The 3,889-nt window shown below is 68.1% G+C and carries 4 protein-coding genes and 1 pseudogene; all 5 read right to left on the reverse strand.

Going from position 1 to position 3,889, the window contains the following annotated elements:
* Positions 1-22: 22 nt before the first annotated feature.
* Positions 23-1,210, reverse strand: a complete 1,188-nt coding sequence (locus ACIQ6O_RS14035) for an acyl-CoA dehydrogenase family protein (RefSeq protein ID WP_396208409.1) — start codon at positions 1,208-1,210, stop codon at positions 23-25.
* 2 nt (positions 1,211-1,212) lie between these two features.
* Positions 1,213-2,016 carry an enoyl-CoA hydratase family protein gene (locus ACIQ6O_RS14040; protein ID WP_396208410.1) on the reverse strand — a complete coding sequence of 268 codons (804 nt, stop codon included), beginning with the start codon at positions 2,014-2,016 and terminating at the stop codon, positions 1,213-1,215.
* 41 nt (positions 2,017-2,057) lie between these two features.
* Positions 2,058-2,606, reverse strand: coding sequence for a MarR family winged helix-turn-helix transcriptional regulator (locus tag ACIQ6O_RS14045; RefSeq protein WP_396208407.1), 549 nt, complete (start codon positions 2,604-2,606; stop codon positions 2,058-2,060).
* Position 2,607: 1 nt separating this feature from the next.
* Positions 2,608-3,375, reverse strand: a complete 768-nt coding sequence (locus tag ACIQ6O_RS14050; RefSeq protein ID WP_396208408.1) for an SDR family NAD(P)-dependent oxidoreductase — start codon at positions 3,373-3,375, stop codon at positions 2,608-2,610.
* A pseudogene (locus tag ACIQ6O_RS14055) lies at positions 3,372-3,889 on the reverse strand (bifunctional salicylyl-CoA 5-hydroxylase/oxidoreductase); the annotation flags it as partial. The pseudogene ACIQ6O_RS14055 and the gene ACIQ6O_RS14050, both read right to left, overlap by 4 nt.

Raw genomic sequence — 3,889 nt, forward strand, 5'->3', positions numbered from 1 at the left:
ACGTGCGCGCTGGGCATGATGATCAGGCGTTGGTGGCCGACGAAATCGCGGCGTACGACTTGAGTAGTTCGCGGGCGATGATGAGCTGTTGTACTTCACTGGCCCCCTCGTAAATGCGAAGCGCGCGGATCTCGCGATACAACCGCTCCACCGGCACTTCCTGCACCACTCCCATGCCACCCCACAGCTGCACGGCGGCATCGATGACACGCTGGGCGCCTTCGGTGGCGACATACTTGGCCATCGCCGCCTCACTCGTGACGTTGCGCCCCTGATCGCGCTGCCAGGCGGCGCGATACGTGAGCAACGCAGCGCTGTCCACCTGCATGGCCATGTCGGCGAGCTTCGCCTGCGTGAGCTGAAAGTCGGCCAGCACGCCACCGAACATGCGGCGGGTGGTCGCACGTTCGAGCGACTCCTGCAGCGCGCGGCGGGCGAACCCCAGCGCGGCGGCCGCCACCGACGTGCGAAACACATCGAGCGTGCGCATGGCCACCTTGAAGCCACCCCCTGCCTCGCCAAGTCGCTGCGACACAGGAATGCGGCAATCGCTGAACTGCAAGCGGGCCAGCGGGTGTGGCGCGATCACGTCGATGCGCTCGGCGATCGTCAGCCCCGGCGTCTCGGCGTCCACGACGAACGCCGTGATGCCGCGCGCCCCCGCTGCCTCACCCGTGCGGGCGAAGACCACGTAGAAGTCAGCGATCCCGCCGTTGGAGATCCAGGTCTTTTCGCCGTTCAGTACGTACGCATCACCGTCGAGGACGGCACCGCATTGCATCGCGGCCACATCCGAGCCGGAGTCGGGCTCTGACAGGGCGAAGGCGGCGATGGCCTCGCCACACGCCACGCGCGGCAAATAGCGCGCGCGCTGCTCAGGCGACCCGTCGAGACTGATGGCACCCGACCCCAACCCCTGCATCGCGAACGCGAAGTCGGCGAGGCCGTTGTGCCGGGCCAGCGTTTCGCGCAGCAGGCAGATCGTGCGCGTATCGATGGTCTCGGCCGCACCGCCGTGCACCGTACCCGCGACGGCGTGCGACAACCAGCCATGAGCACCAAGGATGCGCACCAGCGCGCGGCAGTCGGCGTCGGCATCGCCCGTATGCACATGCGCCACATGCTCGGCCGCCCAGTCATCGAGGCGGGCCGCGAGATCAGCGTGTGCCGGTGCGAAGAACGGCCACGCGAGATGGTCTCTGTGTTGCATGCTCATCGTCCCGTGAACACCGGCTTTTCCTTCGCGACGAAGGCGTGATAGGCGGCACGGAAGTCCTGCGTGAGCATGCACAGCGCCTGTGCCTGCGCCTCGGCTTCGATGGCCTGTTCGATCGTCATGCCCCATTCCTGATGCAGCATGGTCTTGGTGAGTCCATTGGCGAACGTGGGTCCCCGCGTCAGCGCCGCTGCAGTCGTCACCGCCTCGCCGAGCAGCGCCTCGGGATTCACCAGCCGGTTGAAGAAGCCCCACCGCTCCCCTTCCTCGCCCGACATGCTGCGACCGGTGAAGAGCAGCTCACTGGCGCGCCCCTGCCCGATGATGCGCGGCAGCATGGCACACGCGCCCATGTCGCAACCAGCTAATCCCACGCGATTGAAGAGGAAAGCCGTCTTGGCGCGCGCCGTGCCAAGGCGGAGATCCGAGGCCATGGCCATGATGGCGCCCGCGCCGGCGCACACGCCGTCGACCGCCGCGACGATGGGCTGCGGACAGGCGCGCATGGCCAGCACGAGGTCACCCGTCATGCGCGTGAATCGCAGCAGATCGGGGGCCGTCATCGCCACGAGGGGGGCGATGATTTCGTGCACATCACCGCCCGAGCAGAAATTGTCGCCGGCGCCGGTGAGCACGACCGCATGCACATCATCGGCGTAGCGCAGCGCGCGGAAGGTATCGCGCAGTTCCGCGTAGCTCTCGAAGGTGAGCGGATTCTTTCGGTCGGGCCGATTGAGGGTGACGGTAGCCACACCGTCGTTAAGCTCCCACTGAAAATGCGTGGGCGCGTGCGAAGCCATGGTCAGCCGGGTTCCCGACTCGAACCCCGAGGGCAGTGCGGTCATGAAGCGCGCTCCTTGCGCGAGAAGGTCGACGTAGCGCGCGGCGACAGATGCGCGCGCAAGCGGCCAAGTTGTTCGTACAGCACGTCGCGATGGGCACCACCGAACCCCTCGAAGAGCTCCACGAGCCACTGCTCGTGTTCGGCGGCCATGCGCAGGAACTGCGCGCGTCCCCGCGGCGTGAGCGAGACGAGGGTGGAGCGACGATCGGCGGGATCGGTACTGCGATCCACCCAGCCGTCCCCCACCAGCTGCTCGGTGAGCAGTGTGACATTGCCACCGGTCACCATGAGATTGCGCGACAGGGTGTTGAGGCGGAGCCCCTCCGGATGGCGCTCGAGCTGCGCGAGATAATCGAAGCGCGGCAGCGTCATGCCGAAGCGCTCGCGCAGCCGCGCGCGAATCTCCTGTTCGATCTGCGTGCTACACGAGAGGAGCCGCAGCCACAGGCGCACCGCGGAGTGGTCAGACGACTGTACGCGGGCCTCCTGGCCCAGCTGTTCCTCGTCCACCACATGCACGTGCGCAAAGCGTTTGCGGGGCGCCATGCTACATGACCTCGCCGCCGCTCACGGAGATCGACTGGCCGGTCACCGCGGCGGCACCATCGGTGCACAGCCACGCGACGCTGGCGGCCACGTCGTCCGGCGTGACGAAGCGCCGCTGCGGATTGAGCGCCGCCAGCTGGGCACGCGCCTCCTCTTCACTGCGCCCGGTCTTCTCCACGATGTTGGCCACGCTGCGCGCCAACATGTCGGTATCCGTGAAGCCGGGACAGACGGCGTTCACGGTGATTCCCGCGGCGGCCACTTCGAGCGCCAGCGATCGTGTGAAGCCCACCACTCCGTGCTTGGCAGCGGCATAGGCCGCCACGTACGCATAGCCGCGCTGCCCCGCCGTGCTCGCGATGTTCACCACCCGCCCCCACCCGGCCTGCCGCATGCCGTCGAGGACGGCGCGGGTGCAGTAGAAGGTGCCGCTCAGGTTCACCGCGAGCATGCGCTCCCAGAGTGCATCACTGGTGCGCGACACCGGCGCACTTTCGGCCTGCCCCGCGTTGTTGACCAGCACGTGCACCGGCGGCAACGCACCGAAAGCCTGTCGGACGGCGTCAGCATCGGCCACATCGCACACGACCACCCGGCATTCGGTGGCAATGGTAGCAGCCAGATCATGCAAGGAGGCCGCCGTGCGACCCACCAGCGTGAGTGCACAGCCATCAGCCGCCAGCCGCCTGGCGATGGCGGCCCCGATGCCACCGGCCGCACCGGTGATCACGGCGTGCGGCTGGGCTGGCCTCATCGCGGGGGTGGTCATGGCTGCCCTCGGCTCGCGGTGGGACCGGCGGGAAATCCACCGGCCGGTGGCGGTGCCTGCTGCGCCTTCTCGCGCGCGAAGCCCGCCTCGAGTTGCGCCTTGGCCGACCGGTACGGCTTGGGCCACGCGAGCGCCGTATAGCCGATGCGCGCCGCCTCGGTGAGCGTCCATGCCGGGTTGGCGAGATGCGGGCGGGCGACCGCGCACAGATCGGCGCGTCCCGCCGCGATGATGGAGTTCACGTGGTCGGCTTCACTGATGGCCCCCACCGCGATGGTGGCGATACCGGCCTCCTGCCGGATGCGATCGGCGAAGGGCGTCTGGAACATGCGTCCATACGTGGGCCTCTGTCGCTTGCTCACCTGCCCCGACGAGCAGTCGATCAGATCGGCGCCGGCCGCCTTGAAGGCGCGCGCGATCTCCACGGCGTCGGCGGGCGTAATGCCGCCCGCCACCCAATCATGAGCGGAGATACGCACCGACATGGGCAGATGGCCGGGCCACACGGCACGCA

Origin of the sequence: Gemmatimonas sp. (genome assembly GCF_044345575.1) — a bacterium.
Lineage (GTDB): Bacteria > Gemmatimonadota > Gemmatimonadetes > Gemmatimonadales > Gemmatimonadaceae > Gemmatimonas.

Excerpts from the sequence above, each read along its gene's own strand:
- ACIQ6O_RS14035 (WP_396208409.1), bottom strand. The coding sequence starts at position 1,210 with ATGCAACACAGAGACCATCTCGCGTGGCCGTTCTTCGCACCGGCACAC.
- ACIQ6O_RS14040 (WP_396208410.1), bottom strand. The coding sequence starts at position 2,016 with ATGGCTTCGCACGCGCCCACGCATTTTCAGTGGGAGCTTAACGACGGT.
- ACIQ6O_RS14045 (WP_396208407.1), bottom strand. The coding sequence starts at position 2,606 with ATGGCGCCCCGCAAACGCTTTGCGCACGTGCATGTGGTGGACGAGGAA.
- ACIQ6O_RS14050 (WP_396208408.1), bottom strand. The coding sequence starts at position 3,375 with ATGACCACCCCCGCGATGAGGCCAGCCCAGCCGCACGCCGTGATCACC.